The organism is Lysinibacillus agricola (assembly GCF_016638705.1).
In the GTDB taxonomy this organism is placed as follows: domain Bacteria; phylum Bacillota; class Bacilli; order Bacillales_A; family Planococcaceae; genus Lysinibacillus; species Lysinibacillus agricola.
In genome coordinates this window covers 4098565-4118879 of sequence record NZ_CP067341.1, presented here as the reverse complement: position 1 = coordinate 4118879, position 20315 = coordinate 4098565, and the positions used below count along the sequence as shown (strand labels likewise).

Below are 20315 nucleotides of genomic sequence, written 5' to 3'. Positions count from 1 at the left end.
AAAATGGTTGTCGTTGCCGCTAGAAAGACGATTGATGGTAATTAGCAATGCGATTAATTCAATGGGAATTTTTAAACGCAATTGAAAGAAATTGTTCAGTAAAGTTATTTATCCTTTAGAGGTTTTACAAAGAATGAAATGAAAATAACAAAAACGCCCATAGAAATGTATATTAGTGCAACAGATTTATCTGGAATAGATGAATTGTATTCGAAGGTACCTGATACTCTGCTCCATCCGCGTGAAAATAAAAAGGTGCCTAAGAAAAATATAATCCATCCCATTGTAGACATTGTTTTCATTGCATAACAACTCCTGATATATAAGTTAATAACTTATATAAGGATAACATAATTAGGTAATATTTGAAAATATGGATTGATTCAATTACTGCACAATATGAGGAAAGAAATTATAAAAGGGTCACTGAGTTGGAAGTGACCCTAAGTGAGGGAGGGTGTGACGGTCAACCAACGCCACACAACCTAATAAGTGCGTGCGAAACACTCAAAATTAATTTGTGCAAATTGATGTTACCTATACATTAAAAAATTTGCAGCTTCGTCGGTTAAATTATGTATTGGCGGGATAGCGGTGTGTAATAACAACTTGGGCGATGCAATGCAACAGGTTGCTATCCCAAAACTAATGTATGTAATCGGATTTAAAAACATTACTATAAAATTTGTGTAAACGATGAAAAAAGCTATCTCCTTAAGAAGAAATGGCTAAAATGGAAATTTAAAGAATCGGAGAAAAAGAGGATACACTATATAATGCTTTCTCTATGAATATATCCAGGCTTTTGACAGGTAATTAAAAACAAATCAATGTAAAGGGTCACTTGGGATAAAAGTGACCCTAAACACCAAAATAGAAGAAAGGCTAGAAAGCTTCATACTATTAAAACTTATGATTTGGAATGAAATTAATCATTAAGTTTGTGTAACTAATTCTACAGCTTCTACTACTAATGGAGTTCCGGCTCCGATTGTACCAGCAACACCGTTAAAAGTTAACTCAGTTGCAGAAATCGTATAAGAACCACCTTCCTGTAATACGCCGTTAATATAGAAATTATAGTAACCGTTCGCTACTACTGGAAAGGCAGTCGCAGCAGTCCCACTATCATTTAGAAAGGCAGTTGCAGCGATTGTAGTACCATCAGCAACTGTTAAATCTGCTGCTAACACATCAAAAAATCTTGTGGAAGTACCATTAACGTTTACATGAATATTAATAATTGAAAGTGCCATTTTTTTCACCTCCTTTCAAGGGAAAAATATTATCTAGAAGATTTTTATTTCACATTTGTTGGAATCCCAAAGATTCTATAATGATTGGAGTTCCCGCAAAAATCGTTGTATTAAATGGGTTAAGGGTTAACGAATCTGGAGTTACTTTATATGCACCGCCCTCTTGCATCACTGCATTAATGTAAAGATTGACATAGCCATTGGGATTAAAAAGTTTGAATTCTGATACTGGATCGCCATTATCATCTGTAAATAAATTAGCTAGAAGGGTTACCCCATTTGTTAAATCAATATCTTCTGTAACAATATAGAAATATCTATTTATTGTTGGAATAATAGTTCCTCCAGGGGTAACCACTGGAGGAGGTTGAATAGAACATATGTCAACAGCTTTTATACGGGGCCAAAGAACTCGGTTATTTTCACAACAACTGTCACAAATCAATTTTTGTGGGTCCATTTTTTTCATTATTTTTTCACCTCCCTTTTGCACATGTTGTTGCCCCCGTACAGTGAAAAATTTTCAAAAAAATCTATCTTGTTTTCACTTATATTTTATGAATTAAGATTGGAAGGTGATTGGCAATATGTCTATTAAAGAAGAATTAAATTTATATTTTTAAGCGGAAGCAAGTATAAATCGGGTAGAATGAAACGGGGTGTACTAATGAGTAATCTTGAACAAGAACAAATAACTGCTATAGCAGAGATAGCAATATCAAAGTTTAATGAACTGCAACAAGAGGAAAAAACTAGACGTTTAGACAGACGGTTATTTAATACAAAGATATTATTGAAAAACTACCGCCATTTAAAAATGTACTGTGATGAAATGAAAGAGACAGTGGATATTGATGAGGGAGAACCAGATGATTTATTCACCACTGATAAGGAATATTTATCATTAGAATCAATAAAAAGAAGTGAAGCTCGTACACTTGCTATGATGCGTTTTATCGATAATATGATTAAAGTATATGAAATGGACTGTAAGCACTTAGGAGCCGAAGAGGTACGGAGGTACAATACATTAATGCATTTCTATATTACTGAAGAAAAGAAAACTTGTGCTGAAATAGCAGAGTTGCACCATGTCCATGAACGTACTGCTCAAAGGGATTTAAAAGAAGCGGTCCATGCGATGTCGGTGTTGTTCTTTGGCACAGATGGATTACGTCTTTCTTGGTAATTAGTGTGACTTGGATGGAATGTATTGAGAATATGTTGGAAAATTGATAAACTGTAATTGAAGATGATTAGTTCTAAAAAGGAGGAGCACGCATGGTTAGACCATATGATGCAAATACAATAGCAGATTTTGTTATTCAAGACTCATCATCTAGAGGGACACCTGTTAGCAATTTAAAGTTACAGAAAATCTTATATTTTTTACAAGCAAAATATTTAACTGAATTCAATAAGAAATTATTTCATAATGAAATTCAAAAGTGGAAGTATGGTCCGGTAGTTCCGGACGTATACTTCCGTTTTGATCATTATGGAGCTTCAAATATTGAAGAAGTTCCGAAGGAAATTGATTTTAGTGAATTTTTTTGATTTTTTTCTAGCCAAGAAGAAACATTTCTATTTGAATCAGAAGATGATAAAGAAGAAGTCGCAGACGAAGATAAGCAAATGATTAAAGATGCATTAACTAATTTACTGCCTTACGATCCATTTCGATTAGTGCACCTTACTCATGAACATAAAGCTTGGTTAAATGATTCTTCAAAGATTGCTAATGGTGAAAAAGATATCTCATATTCAGATGATGAAATACGCTTTGATTTTATTACAAATCCAAAATTTCAAATTTGGAGTAAATAAATAATGAAACAATCTAACTCTAATCAAGAAAAATTATATTTGACTTTAGTGAGAGTGGTGAATAATCAGAATGCTATCGATGAAAGTATTTATAAAAAAACCACTCCACTTATACATACAGTATTAAAGAGTGAAATAGAAATTGATTATCCAGCTATATTTAGTATGGTTATTAAGAATAACTTAAAGTCAGAGGAAATTGAGGGAATATTACAAATTTTGATGACTGCTGCTAATAGTATTGAAAGTGGTCAGGAAGAAATAGCGGAGAAAATTCAAAAAATAGCAAGGCATTTCAAATTATCGTTTAATCAGAAAGAGTACTTTGAGTCTTTAAAAGTAGATTATGAAAAAGATTTAGAGTCGAAAGTAGGATTTTACATTGGTGAAGTAGTAAATGAAATGAATAAGTCAAAGATAAAAATGATTGATGACATTAATGAATCCAAAAAAGAAGTAAGTAAATTATACCCTCAGTTCATTACAATATTAGGGATTTTTACAGCTGTAGTTTTAAGTGTATTTGGTGGAATGACTCTTCTATCTGAATCATTTTCTAAAATAAATCAAGTTCCTATTTGGAAGGTAGTAATAATTTCTAGCATTGTAGCACTAGCAACTTTAAGTATGCTCTTTTTACTTACTAGATGGGTAAATGTTGTTATAAGTAAATCATTCAATTATGATACAGAGAAAGATCTTATGAAGGTCCTTAGTAATAATGGTGCCTTTACGATTGGTTTTGTAACATTTGTTTACTTAATTATTGCAGCTGTTGTATTTAGTTCTGAAAGTAATAAGCAAAAGCTAAAATCTTTGACAGAAGTATGGGATTCTTGGCCAATAATAATTGTACTATGCATACCATTAATCATAATGGTAGCGATGTTTTTGAAAATATTAGATGACAGAGTGTCTAAATGAACAAACTTAAATTAAATATTATATCGTCGTAAACGTGTCGTTTTAAATGCATTTTAAATATTGTATAGTGTAAATGTAGAGTAAGTGGACTTACTCATTAGTCTTCCAACTAAATAGACGTTTGCAAAAACGTCAACACTACAGAGTCACATCTAACAAGGTGTGGCTTTTTATTATGCTAATTTAATTAAGGTAAAAAAATCGTTATAATTATTAAAGTTAGATTTTAATTAAAGGAGGTGTTGAATTTGAAAGAGGTAATTACACTAATTATATTCACAGTTCCTGGACTATTAACGTACTTTTGGATAAATTTATTTGGAATAACACCAACCACTAAAAGAGAAAATAGTGAAGTAGTTGCAATAAGTATTTTATTATGGATTCCGATTGTATCTGTAGTATTAACGATTTATAATTCACTTGCATTAATGTCTCGATGGACTGTGATACAGCCGAATTTTGATTTTCCGCTTTTAAAAAAAGACTGGATGTATGTTGATAATTTAGAAAGCCTGATTAAATTATCAGGAAGCGTATGGTTTATATTGTTCTATATTTCAATCACGATTGTAGTTAGTTTTTATTTAGCGAAATTTATTTCAAAAAATGCATACAAAAAAATGTTGGACAAAATAAATGAAGTAAGAGAAAAAAATAATATTGCCCCTTTAAATGTGCATACAACAGTATGGGATTCCACTTTTTTGAATAATGAAGGGCAAATAATAGAGTTTAAGAAATACGGAGAATCTACATCTATGATTGGACTTTTAATAAAAGTGCCTCGAGCACATGAAAGTGGAAAATCAATAGTACTCGAGGCAGTTGATCATTGGACAAAAATTATGGAATATTACGATGTTCAAATTGATCAGACTTATGTAGATATTGATAATGGAATTGTCATAAATATCTACAATTTAAATAGCGCCCTAGAAGCGCAAGATTTGTTCAACGATAGGTTTCCTAATGGACTTACTTCTTAGGTGTTACCGGTTTTGGGGGTCTGCTGGTAAATGAGGGTTTATCAACAGAGTCATTAATTTTACGTGGTGTTACAGTATTAGGGTTAGAAAGTTTACTAGTTGGTCTCTTGTTCATGTTATCACCTCCTTTCCCTTATTATAACAGGGAATCTATCTATAAATAGCGTTATCCGGTCACATCTAACAGGTGTGACTTTTTATTATTGCTTAACACAATCAATCAGGACTACATTCATAAGAGTGTAGTCTTTATTTCGTTCCCATGATACTATCAATTTAGTAAATTTTGGGGGTATTTTAGTGAATAAAAGTGAGAAATTATTAGTAAATGTTTTGATTTCACTAGCTGGACTTACAATTAGTGTAGTAGTAGTTCTTACAATTATTGCGTATCAAATTGGTGTTGGTGAACTCGAAAAACCTAATAGAATTGCTATAATTAGCGGCTTATTAAGCATGGTTGGTGGAATTGCTGGAGCATTTGGCGCATATTTTGTTGCTACATACCAAATGAAAAAACAAATAGAACATGATAAGAAAAAAGAAGAAAGACAGAAGAAAGAAAATATTTTACACAATTTAGTAATTTTGAAACGTTTAAATGATGAAGCAATGGAATTTGTCAGATTTTTTGCTGAACAACATTCTAATCCTTCCTATGATAGTGAATTACGGACCAATATAAGATTTAGAGAAAAAGATCTTTTTTGGATAGTCAATAATGTTAATAGTATTAACTATGAGATATTAAGAGAAGGATACATTACTGATTATCTAAAATTTAGTAGGGAAATAAATAACATGTATATTGATATTGAAGGCTTAGAAAGAATCCCAGATACTTATTTGGCAAGAAGAGTATTAGGATTACGAAGGATAATATTGGAAAGGAATGAGAACCTTATATTATTTGATAGGTACTTAAAAAGCCATATAAATATTATTCAAAAACAGATTGAAGAATTAGTTTAGAAATAGTCATATTACTTTATGTGGCTTTTTATTATGCCATGAAGTCCGATGGATGTATCGAATGGATCTTGCGAGTAGACTATGAATTGTGGAGGGATGAACAATGATTAAAGAAGCACGTAAGCAAGAGCTCATCTCGTTCATATTTAGCGGTGAGCTTATGAAGTTCTATAAATCAAATGAGTGGATGTCTTTACGCAAAGAAGCATTAAAGCGTGACAACTTTGAATGTCAATTATGTAAAGCAGCTGGTCGCTATCATAAGGCCGAGAACGTTCATCACATGAAGGAAGTCAAGACGCATCCACAGCTGTCATTGACTCTAAATAACTTACAATGTTTATGTATTAAATGCCACAATGAAGTACATGATCGTTTGGAATCAACACGTAAAAATAAATATACAAATGACGAGAGGTGGTAGGGATGCAACTTACTGATGGCACATGGACATATGATACAGATGTTATCAATGTTGCAGTTACAAATGAGTATCGTGATTGGTATGAGCGAGACATGCTGAATGCCTTTATTCGTTACGCTTACTATCGATACAAACAGATAAGAGATTGTGTTAATGCTCGTAAGTGCAAGCACATGACGATTGATAAAGTGCGTGAGAAATTAAACTCAACTGATAAAATACGATTCACGTGTGAGCTGTTATCAGTTTCGGCTGAAGAAATTTGGTACATCATTGACTTCGCTGATCAGCATTTGAAATACGTAAAATAAATACCCCCCGGTCAAAAAATTTCCGATTTATTAAGGGATTCATTCAACGAGTAGGGTTCATGGGAGAAAATATTTTTTGATTTCCACGTAGTAATTGCACCCTATGTAAGCGTGCATAAATATTCATGAAGGAAGGTGGGCGGTGAGGATGCATGAAACATGAAATGGCGTATGAAGATTGGCTAAAAGGCATGAAATATAAGGACATTGCTGAAAAATATGGTGTGAAAGAAAACACAGTTAAGTCATGGTATAAAAGATACAATTGGAAAGAAAAAAAGGAAAATAGTGCACACGAAAGTGTGCGTGTTGAGATAGTCGATGCACCACCGTCCATCGAATTAGTACCTAGTCATAATAAATTACGATTACTAATTGAAAGGGATCTAAAAGATCAACTCAAGTTGCGAGGTCTTGATCAATCATATTACATTGATTTAGTCGATGATTATATGGCCCTTTGGGATGTTAAAAACCTCTTAATCGAGGATATTAATGAACGAGGTGTCGTTGTACCTGGCATGTACGTGGAAAAGAAGAATGATAGCGTAGCTGAATTGAATAAGACAAACGCACAAATGTTACGCATACTCGCTGAACTGGGATTGAAAGCAGCGGATATGGAGAATGTGGATGATGAAGATGACGAATTATAAATATCATCCTTACATCGATGATTATATTAACGGTGTCAGAAGCGGAAAGTATATCGTATCTGAAAATGTCAAATTGCTTGTAGAATTAGTGGATCGTAAGCTGCAACAGCCAAATGTAAGTATTGAAACGAATGAAATAACAGAAGCGAAGGAATTTATTGAACGCTATTTCCCATTCAAACTGTATCCAGCACAGCTATTTGTGTTGGCATGTATGGTTGGACTTTTTTATGAAGATGGGACATTAGTATTTAATGAATTCTTTTTAATGTGGGGACGTGGGGCAGGCAAAAACGGTTTTATTGCTGCTATCAGTAAATACTTTATAGCAAAGCAGGGCGTCAGAGGGTATAACGTTGACATTGTTGCAACCTCTGAAAAACAAGCAAAAACCTCGTTTAATGATGTATACGACATTTTAGATGATCGTAAAGAAAAGATGAAGAAACACTTTAAGTGGACCAAAGAAGAAATAAAGCATATAAAATCAAAATCGATATTAACTTATCATACGAATAATGCCAAAACAAAGGATGGATTGCGTCCAGGTGCGATAATTTTTGATGAGGTCCATGAGTATGAGTCGTATGACAATATCAAAGTATTTACTTCAGCTCTTGGTAAAGTGCCACTGGGAAGACGTATCTATATCACAACTGACGGATATGTACGTGGTGGTGTACTCGATGATTTTAAAGCTGAAGCAGATATGATTTTGAAAGGCGAGCTTCCTAACTCGCGAATGTTCCCGTTTCTTGCACATCTTGACGATGAAGAGGAAATGCATGATGTGGCCATGTGGGAAAAGGCGAATCCAGGAATCAACTTTTTACCACATTTAAAATCAGAAATGCTGCTAGAGTATGATAATTTAAAAACTAGACCTTCTTTACGAATTGAATTTATTACGAAACGTATGAACATGCCATTTATGTTGTCTGCAAATGGCGTTACGGATTGGCCGAAGTTAGAAGCGGCTAGTAAATCATTGCCAGACCTAAAAGGATTAGAATGTATCGGTGGCGTCGACTATGCAGATATACGTGATTTTGTAGGGGTAGGATTACTATTTAAACATGAAGGAAAACGTTTTTGGATACATCATACATTTATCAATCATCGTAGTTTAAAGTTGTATGATTTTAAAATTGATATTGATTTGGCGGTGCAACAAGGACTAGCCACTATTATTTATGAAGAAACAAATAGTCCAGAAAAAATCGCTAATTGGTTCCTTGAACAGTCGAAAAAATATCGGATAAAAACGGTTGCAGCGGACCATGTAAAATTTGCTCATTTAGAAGAAAAATTTAAAGACTATGGGCTAGATCTTATTAAGGCGCGCAAAGGTTCACTAACTCACACGATATTAGAGCCAGTTATTGAAGAAATGTTCTCACATGAAAAGATACTGTGGGGAGATGATTTCATGATGCGTTGGTATACGTGGAATACGTATGTGAAACGAGATGGAAAAGGAAATATTACTTATGAAAAAATTGAGCCGGAATTACGAAAGACTGACGGCTTTTTTGCATTCTTGCACGCGCTGCAGCATGAAAACTTATTAACTGAAAAGCGAATTATCACAAAAGAAAATGTAGCAAAAGCATTTAAAACATACAGCTATTAGGAGGTGAGAATATTGAGTTTATGGGGATGGGTGAAGCGATTCTTTAAAAACGGCCAATTAGAAAGCTTAAAAGATTGCTATTATGAACTGTCAGCTGAGTATTATTACAAGAAACTAGCTGTAGAAACATGTGTAAACTTAATCGCTAATGCCTTATCAAGATGTGAAATTAAGACATTCAAAGAAGGTAAAGCACACAGAGGAAACATGTACTACGCTTTAAATGTGCAGCCAAACCAAAATCAAAATGCGACTGCTTTCTTTCATAAAGCAATCAGAAAACTTATCTATGATGGCGATTGTTTAATTATTATGCAGAATAACAACTTCTATATAGCTGATAGCTTTAATGTGGAAGAGTTTGCATTCTATGAGAATAAATATTCTGGTATCCAAATTGGTGATTTAACGATGGACAAGACATTTGTAGAATCCGAAGTCATTCGTTTGAAGTTGACGGATACAAAAATACTATCTGTCATAAATGATTTGTATGAATCTCATGGAAGAATGATTGAGGCAGCTAAGAGTTACTACAAGCTTAAAAATAATAAGCGTGTATTAGTAAAAGGTGATTTTTTAAGACCGCAAGATGATAAAACGCAAGAAGCAATTGACGATATGTTTGAAACACAATTGAAAAATTGGTTTGATCCAGATAAGAAAAGCGTTGCTTTCCAACTACAAGAAGGCTTTGAACTTGAAGATATGTCAGACGCTAAAGTCGGATTAACGATTGACAGTCGAGACATTAGTAATCTTATAGATGACATTTTTAATTATGTGGCGATGGCTTTTCATGTACCACGTGGTCTACTCAAAGGTGATTTAGCGGACATCGATAAACAAACGGACAACTTAATTATGTTTGCCATCAATCCGCCTGCCGAGATGATGGAGGACGAAATTAATCGCAAGGCTTACTCCAAAGAAGAATATTTAAACCGCACGTATTTAAAGATTGATACGTCGAAAATCAAAGTATCGGACATTACAGAGCTAGCAACCGCATTAGATAAAATGTTTGCAATCGGATTTACGCTAAATGAAATTTTTGAAGAAATGGGGCGCGAAACGGTAGATGATCCAATTGCGAATATAAGACATATTACTAAAAATTATCAAACAGTTGAACAGGCATTGAAAGGGGGTGAAACTTAACATGAAAAATCGTTTAAAGCAATTTAAAAATCAACAATATGCTGAACAAATTCCAGAAATTAAAAAGCAACTATCCGCAAAAAAAATTGATGCGTCCACCACTGAAATTGTCATCTATGGCGACATTGGGGAAAGCTGGTGGTACGATTCTATTTCTGCAAGTGATATTGATTCATTATTAAAAGATGTAACGACTGACAATATTACGGTTCGTATTAACAGTCCTGGCGGTGACGCTTTTGACGGTATTACAATTTACAATCGCTTGAAGGATCATAATGCTGAAGTGAAAATTATTGTAGATGGTTGGGCTTGTTCTGCAGCATCTATTATAGCGATGGCAGCGGATGAACTTGTAATGAATACAGGATCAATGTTGATGATTCACGAAGCATCTACAGGTATTTGGGGAACTAAAAAAGATTTAGAAAAAGAAGCTGAGTTATTATCTAAGCTCGATAGATCTTTGGTAGACATCTATATGACGAAGGCAATAGTAGAGCGTGAAGAAATCGAGCAGATGGTCAATAATGAGACATGGTTTACTGCTGATGAAGCTATTGCAATTGGCTTCGCCTCAACTTCAATTGTGAAAGACACAGCCGATGACGACGAAACCAAAACAGATGCAGAAGCATTTAAAAATAGTGTCCTTGCACGTTTTAAGCAAGAGTCATCACCAAAACAAAATATTTTAACAAAAATTCCAACGCAACTCAATTGAGTAGGCGTTTTTATTTTATTCAAAAACAGGAGGTCATTTATATGACAGGTATTAAAAATTTAGATAATGAACCAAAAGTTATCGAAAATAAAGAAGCTCAAGTGGCAGCTCTAAAAGCAGCATTTGAAAGCGCTGATCCAAACGAAGTTGCAGCTCGAATTGTTGAGAATTATGAAAGTAATATGCTACACTTCCAAGATTTAATGAATACGACAATCCGCGAGGCCAATCGTGCAAACGAGCAACAATGGGACAATGCTGTATTAGCATCACGAGGCATACGTACATTGACGACAGAGGAGAAGAAATTTTATAACGCTGCAATTGATGTGCAATCATTTGACGGTGTATCTACATTTGTACCACCAACTGTATATGAACGTGTATTCGAAGATTTAGCAATGGACCATCCATTATTGTCACGCGTTAATTTTCAGCGCGTCGGTGCAAATACGCAATGGGTAGTGCGTAAGGAAGGGGCAACAACAGCCTTCTGGGGAGATGTATGCGATGAAATCAAAGAAATGGTTGACCATGGATTTGAAACAATCGAGCAAGGTATGTATAAACTTTCTGGATTTTTAGTTGTCTGCAAAGCAATGTTCGAACTTGGACCCGAATGGTTAGATCGTTATGTACGTGCATTTTTAACAGAAGTTATTTCAACAGAGTTAGAAAATGTCATTGTTAAAGGGACCGGTAAAAAACAACCGATCGGTATGATAAAAAATTTAGCAGGTGCTATTGTGGATGGCGCATATCCAGATAAAGACAAAGTAACTTTGGATGTTTTCACACCTCAAGAAATCGGTGAAAAAATATTGGCACCAACAACAAAAAGCGGTACACGTAGTTATACGGGCGTATCATTAATCATTAACCCGTTCGATTATGCGACAAAATTATTTGCATATGGGGCAAAACAACGGGATGACGGTTCTTGGACACATAATAATTTTGCTATTCCTGGTTTGGAAATCATTCAATCGCCAGCTGTACCATTGAACACAATGATTTCCGGTAAACCGAAAGATTATTTCATGGGTGTAGCTGGTGAAACAAAATTAGAATCTACTGACGTATTACGTTTAATTGAAGATCAACGTTTATATTTAACTCGTCAATTAACAAACGGTCGTCCACTTGATAATGATTCGTTCATCGTATTTGATATTACAAATATGGCTATCAACAACACAGCCACTACAAATACACCAGACACACCTTAATTAATTTGGGAGGGAAACGAACATGATTACAGCAAAAGTAGTAAATCCATTTAAAGCGCTTGAACATGATGGCCATATGTATAAGGCTGGTGACACATATCCAGCTGAAGGTTATATGGCTGATGAGGAACGTGTGTATTTTTTAACGGGTGTACATCCTGAGTATAAAAAAATCTATCTTGCCGATGTATTAATCAATGAACAAGAAGAAACAAAAGAACAAGTGTCAGAGTTTCCAAAGCACACAGGAAAAGGCTATTATGAGCTTTCTGACGGCACTAAAGTAAAAGGTAAAGAGGAAGCTATTGAAGCTGAAAATGCATTAAAAAGCGGTGAATAACCATGCCTGAATTACTTAAAGAATTAAAAGGTCGTTTACGAATTACCTGGGATGATGAAGATGCTGAATTAGAACGTATCATTAATAGAGCAAAGTCTTACTTAGAAAAATTAACGAGTAAGGCTTTTTCTTTTGAATTGGATCAATGGGAAACAGAGCTACTACTCGAGCGTTGCCGTTATGTTTACAATAATGCAGCGGATGAATTTGAGAAGAACTTTGCAGATGAACTCAAGCGTCTAATACTACATGTCGCCTTAGAGAAGAGGGCTGTTGATGGTGAACAAGAAGATCCGTGATGTTTTAAACGATGGTTATATTCAATATGGCACAAAGGAAACTGGGCGGTCCGCGAAGAGGAAACGAATCGGTGAAAAATTTGTTCCAATAGGTCGGCTTGCTTATCAAGAGATGTCGTGTCGTGATGAAGATTATGAAACGGCAAAAGTATTAAGTGCTGTTTTGAGCTTGAAAATTCGCACGCTCTGTCCTCCTCAATTACGCAAATTTGATAAAAGTAAATTGAAAGTCATTGTAGAAGGCATAGAGTACGATGTCATAAAGGTAGATAGTGACCGTGAAAAGATGTATCTTTATTTTTATTTGCAGGAGGTGGGAGCACATGAGCAAAACGAAAATCAAGATGCAGGAACAGATTGATGCTTTACTTACAGCGTTAAACACCTTTGATATTCCTGTTTTTGAGGATGATCTAGCAGAGGATGAAGAAACTCAGTTTAAGAAAAAGAACTATCATTTCTTTGTTTATGAAACAGGTGACATGAATAAAAATGATGATAATAGGTCTATCAGTCAAGATGTAGTTATCTATTACTATTCAGAAAACCGTGACGACATTGACGAACGTACGATTGATATTATTACAGAACTATCTAACTTACCTCGCATGTCTTTGAAACGTACCCAAAAACAAAGATTAAAAAGAAAAGATACGGATAACTATGTTGATAGAATTGTGTTTTTGTATCAACGCAGAATTGTAACTGGGTGTGTTGAATTATGAGGTCACTAGTTGAATTTGATGATTTAACTTCTTTGGAAGAAACAATTAAGGCGTTACCGGGTCGGGCTGAGAAAGCCATTAACAAAGTTCTACACACGGATGCTATTGAGATTGCTACAAAAGAAATGTCCAATCTTTTACCCGTTTCAAATGTTGCCAATAAGAGACATGCGAAAGAAAGTAATTGGTCAACAAGTGAGGAACATAATTTGGGGTTTGTTGTGAAAACAAAGGGAGGAGCCGCCAATAAAAAAGGTAGTTTTGGATACTTGGTTTTCCCTGATGAAGGTCGAGGACCTTCGAATCCCTGGTCACAGCATTTTAGTGATCGTTCATTACAGAAATCAACGCCTAAAATTTTAGAGAAATTACATGGCGCATTAGAAGAATTAATAGAGGAGGGCTTATAATGACAAAACAAGTAATTGAGCAATTTGATGCGTGGAATATCAAAAACGCATCGATTCAATTTATGAAAGGAGGCAAACAAGAACCAGGTACAAAATTTGGTTGTGTAGGTACGATCGCATCTGAACCTGAGACAACCGTTTTATCGAAAAAATGTGGCCGTGCAATAATTGCGGAAAAAACCGTGACAATAAAGCTAAATGTAACAGTTAGTGTCCATGTACCTGTACAAGTTTTACGTGACTATTTCGGTTTATCTAATGAGGATTTAAAGCCTGGTATCTATAGTTATGGCTCCAATTCATTAGGTAAAGACTTTGTATTTACAGCTGATGTGGTAGATGAATTTGAGGACCTCACAAAATTAATTGCATTCCCTAAAGCATCTAATGCTGGTGGTTTTACCATCAACATTGATACGTCCCAAGAAGAGTTAGCGATGTTGGAACTAGCATTTAGTGCAGTTGCTGATGCAAATGGCCAATTCTACTATGAGGCGATTACAGCTGAGTTAGAAGATCCAGAAATTGCGGAAACTTGGCATACAAACTTCACACGAAAATTAGTCGAGAAAACTGAACCAGATACACCTTAATTGAACGCTTATTGTAGCTTTGTAAAAAAGATTGATACAATCATCTCTTTAGTTAGAGGTGATTTTCAACTAGATATTTGTTGAATTTAATGTGAAGATTGTGAAGAAATGTACTTAAACTCCCATGAAAGAACTTAATCATCTTTCATTTTCTGTGGTGTAGCGCTGGTTTTTGCGCTACATGGATGGCTAACGGGGCAGAATAGTTTAATAAGCGTTTGGATTATTTCGGTATAATCTAATAAGTGAGTATGAGCTAATTTTCTTTTTTAACGCATTCTTATAAACTATACTAGAATAGGGAATTAAAGAAGGGAAATCATTTCTATGAAAAAAGTTTTCGTATTATTAACGACCATTATTTTGTTGTCAATTGTTCTAGCAGGATGTCAAACTACAGGTGTTGAGAATAGTAGGACACCTCAACAAGAAATCGAAAAACAAATGGAAGAAAGAATGAATCTCAAAGTTCATATACCCGAACATCCTAAATATGTTATAAGGAAAGCAGGCTTTCATTATAAGTATAACAGTGATTTTGAATTCACTGACGAATTAAGTAATCTATATGTTGATTACTCCTTGAAGACGGATGAAAGATTAAATATTGGCGGTGTTCAACAAGGTTTTGAAGCATTTATTGATGAACAATACAAAGCAATACCTGTCATCACTATTTGGATGGGCCCAGGAATGATGGAAAAACAACCTTATTATGATGGAGAATTCAAAGTAAAGGACAAGGTTGTTTTTTATTCTCAAGGACTTGGAGAAAATGAAATGTATGCATTTGAAATACAGTTTGAAGATAGATGGTACGAGATACGTTATGATTTGATTGATAACAATACATTTGAAGATGCTAAGGAGTTTGTTGTTAATTTCGTAGAGGAAAACAGCATATAATAAAATCATAAATTTACCTTAGATAAGATTTAACCTAAGGTCATTCCACAATCAGGCGCGATTGTTGAATAAGCGTCGCTGTTCTTAATTAACTAACGGATGCTTTGGTTGAAGAAGAGCTACTAAAAAATCGTTAAACTTTTTTATAAAAACTTAATACTAAATTAACAAAGAAGAAAGCATGTTGACCAATCTTTATTCAATATGCTTTCTTTTCATTTACTATAAAAAATGATTTTTAGAATTACTTTTAATCAAACTTTATTCCAATTCAACGCCTCCAAATATGGAGGTGTTTTTATTTTTGAATAGATGGAGGAGAATCACATGAAAATTCAAAAGGTCGAGTTAAAAGAAGTAGAAGTTGTAGAAGTGGAAGGTGAATTTGAAAAGCGATTTGTTAACACGAAAGTACACCCAGCCTTTTTAACGAACGCTGCCGTGAAAAAAGGTTATGATACAGGCCTATTAGAATCGAGTTTGTTTGAAGATTTACTGAAAATAAAGGGACTTGAAACACTTATTACTCAATCTGATGAAGAAGCTTCTCTTGAGTTATTGAACGCTTTTGATGAGCAAAAATTAATTGCTGTTATTTATCTAGCTGCAATTGGCGCCAATAAAAATCTTGGATTATCCTTTGATGAATTTTTAGAAATGTACCATTATCCATTGACAGATACAATCCAACTTTATGCCAATTTGATTGTTGGATTATTGAATGAATCGAATGAGTTTGCTAAAGCTTTACACAAACAAACGAAAAAATCTAAAAAAAAACAACGCCACCAAAGCTAGTTATCAAGCATGTGGAGGACCTTTACACACTCTACGTATTAATAGCAGGCATCGACCCAGAAACCTTTTGGCATGGTCCAATCGCAACAGTAGAGCGTATTTATGCGAATAAACTGGCGTTTGATGGGTGGAGTAATAGCCTGATAGGAGAGTGAGTATATGGCTAACAATAATAACGAAGTCAAAATAACCTTCAAGGCATTTAACCAAGAATTTAATAAATCAATGACGGAAATGAATAAAGAAACGACATCATTACGTCAACAGATGAAACTCCAACAAGAACAGATGAAACACAATGCTTCTGAGACTGAAAAGCTAGAGGCAAAAATGAGTGGTTTACAACAAATTTATGAAGTGGCAAAGCGTAAAACAGAAGAAACCACAGCAACTTTAGCACGTGCAAAAAATTTATGGGGTGAAAATTCAGAGGAAGCAAAAAAACTTGAGGAACAGCTCAAACGTAATCAAATTGCTGAACAACAAGCAGCAAATGCCATCACAGGAACAGAACAAGCCTTACAACGTGCTAAACAAGCTCAAGCTGATCAAACGGAGTCTTTACGACAACTACAAAATTTATTTTCAGTCACTGGCCAATCGGTTAGTGATTTTTCTGATTTATTGGGGCGAGATTTAACAAGAGCTATCCAAAATGGTTCTGCCAGTGCAAAAGAATTAGATACTGCATTCGATAAAATCGCGCGCTCATCATTAAACGCAGGTCGTGATATAACAGAGTTGCGAGCATCCATTCGTTCGTTAGACAGCGGTTCTTCTGTTGAACAAGTTCGACAAGATTTAGCTCGATTGGGACAAGAAGCAAATGAAGCTGAACAAGAAGTGAATGGTCTTGCGGATAGCTTAAAGTCTATGGCAGGTGCAGCGACTGCGGCTATTGGAGTAAGTACAGCAGTATCGGCAGCATTATCTAGTGCCAGTCTCGATACTTCGATTAATTTGTCATTTAATGTACCTGAAGAATCTTTAGGTAAAGTAAGAAGCTCAATAAAAGATGTAACCGTACTAATAGGGGACGAAGAGGCTGCACTTGAAGGAGTACGTCGTCAATGGGCGTTGAATGCTGATGCTACTGACGAAGCGAATATGGCAGTAGTTAAGGGTGCTGCTACAATAACAAGGTCTTATGCTAGTATCGATTTCACAGAATTGATCCAAGAAACAAACGAAATTGGTGACGCACTTGGTATTTCCAATATAGAAGCTATTGAATTGGTTAATAGTTTACTTGATATCGGATTTCCTCCAGAACAATTAGATATTATCAGCGAATATGGCGGACAGCTAAAACGGGCGGGCTACAATGCTCAGGAGATCCAAACAATTTTAGCGAATGCAGCTTTATCAAAATCTTGGAACATCGATAACCTTTTAGATGGTTTAAAAGAAGGTCGTATTCGTGCTGTTGAAATGGGACGCGGTTTGAGTGAATCCATGAAGGATGCCATTCGTGATGTTGTTGGGGATACGCAAAAAATGTCAGATGAACAACTTTCCGCGATGGAAGCCAACTTTTCTAAACAAGAAGATGCCTTAGCAAAATCGCTAAGTAATCGAGAGAAGTCCATCTCCAAGGGCCATGCTCAACAACAAAAATCTTTAGATAAACTGCTTCAAAGAGAGTATGACGCTGTATCTAAGAGTTATGACCAACAACAGAAAGCACTCGAAAAAAAATTAAGTGCTAATTATGATGCTACGGTTAAAAGCTATGAACGGCAACAAAAAGCATTGGAAAAAAGATTAACTGCTGAAACTGAGACATTAACTAAAAATCAGCAAGAACAGTTACGTCAGTTAGAAAAGGCGCAACAAGAAGAGCTGAAAATTTTTGAGAAAAACTCTCAAGCAAAAATAAAGCTCATAGACAAAGAGTACAAAGAGCGTATGAAGCTCATTGATGAAGAAAAATATAATCAGTTAAAAGCCTTAGACAATAAAATAGATTCATTAAATGCTAAAACCGAAGCTGAAGATAAAGCCATTAAGAAACAAGAGAACGCACAGAAACGTGCTGAACTAAACTTACGTGTAAATAATGCGAAAACGAACGCTGATCGGCAGAATGCAATGCGAGAATTACGCAATTTTGAAGAACAGTTACGTCTTGAAAAAATCAGAGAAGATCGCAAAGAACAAATTGAAGTTTTGAAAGGTCAAAAGGATTCGGTAAAAGAAGCATCGGATTCTAAAAAAGAAGCGCTTAAAACTGAGACTGAGACTCGAAAAGAACAACTTTCAGAGCAAATTGCAAACGAAAAAGAAACGTTAAAAAGTGGATTTGATGAGCGGAAAAATGCATTAAAAGAAATGCAAGCAGCTGAAAAAGCAGCCTTACAAGAACGACATAACGCTCAAAAAGAAGCTTTTCAACAACGCAAACAAGAGGAATTAAAGGTGCTTAGTGAATCTAATAAGGCACAGATTGATGCGTTACGAGAAGTGAGTCAAGCAAAGTTATCGGCACTTAAAGAAGAACAAAACAATCGTAAACAAGCTTTAAATGAACGGCTGTCTGATGAAATGGATGCTGTAAGAGAAGCGCACAAAGCTGAATTAGATTCATTTAAAGCCATGAATGCCGAAAAGTTAGCGATAGCGAAAGACCCACCTGACAGTGCCGCTGTACAAGCCTTATTTACTAAGTTAGAAGGATTCGGCAAAGCGATAGCTAAAGGCGGAGAAGAGGGTGCAAAAGCATTCACCGAAATGGCTGCTTGGTTAGATACTATTGAAGATGCAACACTACGCGAGACAATTGGTGTAGAGCTTTTTGGGACGATGTATGAGGACCAAGGAGATAAGATTCCCAAGATATTAAAAGGTATATACGTTAGTCAACAAGAAGTTGCTAAAGGTCAAAAGGATGTCAATGACAAAACTAAAGAACTAAATACTGATCCAATGACAGAGTTGAGACAAGCAGCCACGGATGTAAAAAAAGCACTTGATCCGTTGCTAGGTGTTATTGCTGAAGTAGTATCGGGTATTGCTAGTTTTGCAAAAGAGCATTCTGGTTTAACATCAATAATTGTAGCTGTTGTTGGTGCTATTGGAACATTAGTCGGGGCATTCACCGCACTCAGTCCAGCGATATACACCATAACCACCTTATTTGGTGGTGGTAAGGGTGGTGCTGGATTTGCTTCGATTTTAGATAAGCTCATTCCGGTCATTACGAATCTAGCCTCGAAAATCTTACCAGCTTTAAGAATTGCTTTTGGTGCTTTAACAGGCCCAATTGGGATCGCGGTCACTGCGTTAACCATAGCCGTTCCGTTAATTATTGAAAACTGGGATTCTATAGCAGAATTCTTCACCGATTTATGGGATTCTATTGTTGGTATTTTCAAAACAGCTGGTGGCGTTATAGCCGACTTCATGAGGGGAAATTGGAAAACTATCCTTGCTGTCGTTACTGGACCAGTTGGCATATTAGTAAAAACGATTGTCGAAAACTGGGACACAATAAAAAGTAAGACAGTTGAAATTTTTACGGGTGTCTCCAACTTCTTTTCGAATATCTGGTCAAAAATTTCTGATATAGCCAAGACTGTTGTCGACAAAATCAAAGGATTCTTTTCATTCGGTGATTTGCTTGGGAAGGTTAAAGAAAAATGGGATTCTATTTATTCAGCCATTAAGACACCAATAAACAAAGCAAAGGATGCCGTTAAAAAAGCAATAGATGCTATAAAAGGATTCTTTAAATTCGATTTTAATTGGCCGAAACTTAAAGTGCCGAAATTTAGTATTAAGGGCTCTATCAATCCGTTAGATTGGTTCGGCGAAGGGCTTCCTAAAATCGATATTCAATGGCATGCAAAAGGTGGCGTATTTAATAAGCCAACGTTGTTTAATACAGGAAATGGATTGCACGGGGTAGGAGAAGCTGGTCCAGAAGCCATTTTACCTCTTAATGAGCGAGTGTTAGGTGCAATTGGTAAAGCCATATTTGATGCATCTGGTGGAGGACAACAAGAACCGCAAGTAATTCACAATAATTATGAACGCATGTTAGAAGGCGCACAATTTATTATTCGCGAAGAAGCTGATGTTAAGAAAATTACACGTCAAATTTATGAGCAGCAGCAACGTGATCGAAGGGGGAAATAGT

The 20315-nt window shown here is 35.3% G+C and carries 25 protein-coding genes; 22 read left to right on the top strand and 3 right to left on the bottom strand.

What is annotated here, in order from left to right; translation table 11 throughout:
• Positions 1 to 104 precede the first annotated feature (104 nt).
• The 3 genes from FJQ98_RS20565 to FJQ98_RS20555 form a co-directional block, all read right to left on the bottom strand.
• Positions 105 to 302: a hypothetical protein gene (locus FJQ98_RS20565; RefSeq protein ID WP_053596103.1), complete on the bottom strand. Its 198-nt coding sequence runs from the start codon at positions 300 to 302 to the stop codon at positions 105 to 107.
• A gap of 633 nt (positions 303 to 935) precedes the next feature.
• The gene (locus FJQ98_RS20560) at positions 936 to 1256 is read right to left on the bottom strand and encodes a DUF4183 domain-containing protein (RefSeq protein ID WP_053596104.1); all 321 of its coding nucleotides are present in this window, start codon (positions 1254 to 1256) and stop codon (positions 936 to 938) included.
• A 49-nt stretch (positions 1257 to 1305) separates the two neighbouring features.
• Positions 1306 to 1725: a DUF4183 domain-containing protein gene (locus FJQ98_RS20555; RefSeq protein ID WP_053596256.1), complete on the bottom strand. Its 420-nt coding sequence runs from the start codon at positions 1723 to 1725 to the stop codon at positions 1306 to 1308.
• Positions 1726 to 1923: 198 nt separating this feature from the next.
• Here FJQ98_RS20555 and FJQ98_RS20550 point away from each other — a divergent pair, with 198 nt between their 5' ends.
• The 22 genes from FJQ98_RS20550 to FJQ98_RS20445 all read left to right on the top strand — a co-directional run bounded on the left by FJQ98_RS20550 (position 1924) and on the right by FJQ98_RS20445 (position 20314).
• Positions 1924 to 2445: a hypothetical protein gene (locus FJQ98_RS20550; protein WP_053596105.1), complete on the top strand. Its 522-nt coding sequence runs from the start codon at positions 1924 to 1926 to the stop codon at positions 2443 to 2445.
• Between the two features lie 92 nt (positions 2446 to 2537).
• The gene (locus FJQ98_RS20545; protein ID WP_201406530.1) at positions 2538 to 2813 is read left to right on the top strand and encodes a Panacea domain-containing protein; all 276 of its coding nucleotides are present in this window, start codon (positions 2538 to 2540) and stop codon (positions 2811 to 2813) included.
• Positions 2814 to 2891: 78 nt separating this feature from the next.
• The gene (locus tag FJQ98_RS20540; RefSeq protein WP_201406529.1) at positions 2892 to 3083 is read left to right on the top strand and encodes a hypothetical protein; all 192 of its coding nucleotides are present in this window, start codon (positions 2892 to 2894) and stop codon (positions 3081 to 3083) included.
• Between the two features lie 3 nt (positions 3084 to 3086).
• Positions 3087 to 4007, top strand: a complete 921-nt coding sequence (locus tag FJQ98_RS20535) for a hypothetical protein (RefSeq protein ID WP_053596107.1) — start codon at positions 3087 to 3089, stop codon at positions 4005 to 4007.
• Between the two features lie 248 nt (positions 4008 to 4255).
• Positions 4256 to 4996 carry a hypothetical protein gene (locus FJQ98_RS20530; protein ID WP_053596108.1) on the top strand — a complete coding sequence of 247 codons (741 nt, stop codon included), beginning with the start codon at positions 4256 to 4258 and terminating at the stop codon, positions 4994 to 4996.
• A 300-nt stretch (positions 4997 to 5296) separates the two neighbouring features.
• Complete coding sequence (locus tag FJQ98_RS20525) at positions 5297 to 5968, top strand: hypothetical protein (protein WP_053596109.1); 672 nt, start codon at positions 5297 to 5299, stop codon at positions 5966 to 5968.
• Between the two features lie 160 nt (positions 5969 to 6128).
• The gene (locus FJQ98_RS20520; RefSeq protein ID WP_053596257.1) at positions 6129 to 6392 is read left to right on the top strand and encodes an HNH endonuclease; all 264 of its coding nucleotides are present in this window, start codon (positions 6129 to 6131) and stop codon (positions 6390 to 6392) included.
• A gap of 2 nt (positions 6393 to 6394) precedes the next feature.
• Positions 6395 to 6703, top strand: coding sequence for a hypothetical protein (locus FJQ98_RS20515; protein ID WP_053596110.1), 309 nt, complete (start codon positions 6395 to 6397; stop codon positions 6701 to 6703).
• Between the two features lie 152 nt (positions 6704 to 6855).
• On the top strand, positions 6856 to 7359 hold the full coding sequence (locus tag FJQ98_RS20510) for a helix-turn-helix domain-containing protein (protein WP_075807304.1): 504 nt from the start codon (positions 6856 to 6858) through the stop codon (positions 7357 to 7359).
• Positions 7346 to 8992, top strand: coding sequence for a terminase TerL endonuclease subunit (locus FJQ98_RS20505; protein ID WP_082340257.1), 1647 nt, complete (start codon positions 7346 to 7348; stop codon positions 8990 to 8992). The genes FJQ98_RS20510 and FJQ98_RS20505 overlap by 14 nt, the downstream gene beginning before the upstream one ends.
• Before the next feature lie 12 nt (positions 8993 to 9004).
• Positions 9005 to 10153 (top strand): phage portal protein, encoded by a 1149-nt coding sequence (locus tag FJQ98_RS20500; RefSeq protein ID WP_053596112.1) that lies wholly within the window; start codon positions 9005 to 9007, stop codon positions 10151 to 10153.
• A gap of 1 nt (position 10154) precedes the next feature.
• The gene (locus tag FJQ98_RS20495; RefSeq protein ID WP_201406528.1) at positions 10155 to 10877 is read left to right on the top strand and encodes a head maturation protease, ClpP-related; all 723 of its coding nucleotides are present in this window, start codon (positions 10155 to 10157) and stop codon (positions 10875 to 10877) included.
• 41 nt (positions 10878 to 10918) lie between these two features.
• The gene (locus tag FJQ98_RS20490) at positions 10919 to 12106 is read left to right on the top strand and encodes a phage major capsid protein (RefSeq protein WP_053596114.1); all 1188 of its coding nucleotides are present in this window, start codon (positions 10919 to 10921) and stop codon (positions 12104 to 12106) included.
• Positions 12107 to 12128: 22 nt separating this feature from the next.
• Entirely contained in the window at positions 12129 to 12446 is a 318-nt protein-coding gene (locus FJQ98_RS20485; protein WP_053596115.1) for a hypothetical protein, read from the top strand.
• A 2-nt stretch (positions 12447 to 12448) separates the two neighbouring features.
• A complete protein-coding gene (locus FJQ98_RS20480) occupies positions 12449 to 12745 on the top strand; it encodes a phage head-tail connector protein (RefSeq protein WP_053596116.1) in 297 nt (98 codons plus the stop codon).
• Positions 12723 to 13106, top strand: coding sequence for a hypothetical protein (locus FJQ98_RS20475; protein WP_053596117.1), 384 nt, complete (start codon positions 12723 to 12725; stop codon positions 13104 to 13106). The genes FJQ98_RS20480 and FJQ98_RS20475 overlap by 23 nt, the downstream gene beginning before the upstream one ends.
• Entirely contained in the window at positions 13069 to 13470 is a 402-nt protein-coding gene (locus FJQ98_RS20470) for a hypothetical protein (protein WP_053596118.1), read from the top strand. Before FJQ98_RS20475 ends, FJQ98_RS20470 begins: the two co-directional genes overlap by 38 nt.
• Positions 13467 to 13880: a hypothetical protein gene (locus tag FJQ98_RS20465; RefSeq protein WP_053596119.1), complete on the top strand. Its 414-nt coding sequence runs from the start codon at positions 13467 to 13469 to the stop codon at positions 13878 to 13880. The genes FJQ98_RS20470 and FJQ98_RS20465 overlap by 4 nt, the downstream gene beginning before the upstream one ends.
• Positions 13880 to 14473: a hypothetical protein gene (locus tag FJQ98_RS20460; protein ID WP_053596120.1), complete on the top strand. Its 594-nt coding sequence runs from the start codon at positions 13880 to 13882 to the stop codon at positions 14471 to 14473. Before FJQ98_RS20465 ends, FJQ98_RS20460 begins: the two co-directional genes overlap by 1 nt.
• Positions 14474 to 14800: 327 nt before the next feature.
• The gene (locus tag FJQ98_RS20455) at positions 14801 to 15379 is read left to right on the top strand and encodes a hypothetical protein (RefSeq protein WP_053596121.1); all 579 of its coding nucleotides are present in this window, start codon (positions 14801 to 14803) and stop codon (positions 15377 to 15379) included.
• A 327-nt stretch (positions 15380 to 15706) separates the two neighbouring features.
• Positions 15707 to 16177, top strand: a complete 471-nt coding sequence (locus FJQ98_RS20450) for a hypothetical protein (RefSeq protein ID WP_075807306.1) — start codon at positions 15707 to 15709, stop codon at positions 16175 to 16177.
• A 159-nt stretch (positions 16178 to 16336) separates the two neighbouring features.
• Positions 16337 to 20314 (top strand): hypothetical protein, encoded by a 3978-nt coding sequence (locus FJQ98_RS20445; protein ID WP_053596123.1) that lies wholly within the window; start codon positions 16337 to 16339, stop codon positions 20312 to 20314.
• The last annotated feature ends 1 nt before the right edge of the window (position 20315 follow it).